Origin of the sequence: Aeromonas sp. HMWF015, assembly GCF_963878965.1 — a bacterium.
Lineage (GTDB): Bacteria > Pseudomonadota > Gammaproteobacteria > Enterobacterales > Aeromonadaceae > Aeromonas > Aeromonas veronii.
In genome coordinates, this window is record NZ_CAWNZT010000298.1 from 1 (window position 1) to 1,335 (window position 1,335).

The following is a 1,335-nucleotide window of genomic DNA, read 5'->3' on the forward strand; positions in this document are numbered from 1 at the left end:
CCCGGTCTATTGACCGGGCTTTTTATATCCTCGATCTAGCTTATCTATTTTTACCCGCAATCAGGGCAGGGCAATACCGTGGCGCTCAAGCAGTTCGATCAGACCGATCAGTGGCAGACCGATCAAGGCGTTAGGATCGCGCCCCTCCAGCCCCTTGAACAGCACGATCCCCATCCCTTCACATTTGAAGCTGCCTGCACAATCGAGGGGCAGTTCAGCCTCTACATAGCGGCGAATGGCAGATTCGTCGAGATCGCGAAAGTGGACCGTATACGGTTCAATCAATTGATGAATCTCATTGGTTGCAGCGTTAAGTACGCACAGGCCGGTGTAGAAGGTGACGCTGCGACCTTGAGCCGCCATCAGCTGGGCGATGGCATTGTCGATGGTGCCCGGTTTGCCGAGGATGCGGCCATTGCAGACACACACCTGATCAGAGCCGATGATCAAGCCGTGATCACGTTGCCCGGCGATGGCATCAGCCTTGGCACGAGCCAGTCTGGCCACCAGCGCCTCGGCGGATTCGCCAGCCAGTGGTTGCTCATCCACATCGGGCGCGGCACATTCAAAGGGGAGGCCGAGCTTCTCCAGCAGGGCTTTGCGATAGCGAGAAGTTGAGGCGAGGATCAGATTCTGTGGCATAATCAGGTACCGATGAAAGCAAGTACCGGCATTCTAGGGACTTGTGACGTTAAAATCATCGGCGGTAAGGACTTTTTCCTTTGACTATCAGTTGTTGGACCTATATTATTCGCGCCCTATGCAAAAGGTGAAGTTGCCCGTTAAGGTTGATCCAGTCCGTAGTGCCTTGAAGCTGCTCGATTACATCGGGATAGTGGAAAAGTCGCAGATGCCCAGGCTGGAGGAATCAACCGCTGGCTTGCAGAGTGATATCGAGGTATCACTGCACTTTGGCAAAGATGTCCAGAAGTTGACCGTTATGAAAGGCACTGCCCATGCCAAGGTTGACCTGGTTTGCCAACGTTGCGGAGAGACATTCGAACACCTCTGTGAAGCTGAATTTATCTACACTCCGCTGTTCGAAAGAACAAACGAGGAAGAACTGCCGGAAGCTTATGAGCCCATTGAGTTGGACGAAAACGGCGAGATAGATCTTCATCAAATCCTGGAGGATGAACTCATCCTCTCGTTGCCTCAAGTCGCAATGCATCCTATGGATGCCTGCCCGAGAGGAAACATGGAGATGACCTGGGGTGAAATCGAACCTGCTGATGAGCGGCCGAATCCCTTTGCAGTTCTTGAAGAGCTTAAACGTAAGTGAATTTAGGAGTTAGCCTACAATGGCCGTACAACAGAACCGTAAAACCCGTGCCA

The 1,335-nt window shown here is 52.6% G+C and carries 2 protein-coding genes; one reads left to right on the forward strand and one right to left on the reverse strand.

What is annotated here, in order from left to right:
* Nucleotides 1-60: 60 nt before the first annotated feature.
* Complete coding sequence (locus tag AACS18_RS15500) at nt 61-642, reverse strand: Maf family protein (protein ID WP_108612645.1); 582 nt, start codon at nt 640-642, stop codon at nt 61-63.
* Between the two features lie 118 nt (nt 643-760).
* Here AACS18_RS15500 and yceD point away from each other — a divergent pair, with 118 nt between their 5' ends.
* Entirely contained in the window at nt 761-1,282 is a 522-nt protein-coding gene (gene yceD, locus AACS18_RS15505; RefSeq protein ID WP_108612646.1) for a 23S rRNA accumulation protein YceD, read from the forward strand.
* Nucleotides 1,283-1,335: the final 53 nt, after the last annotated feature.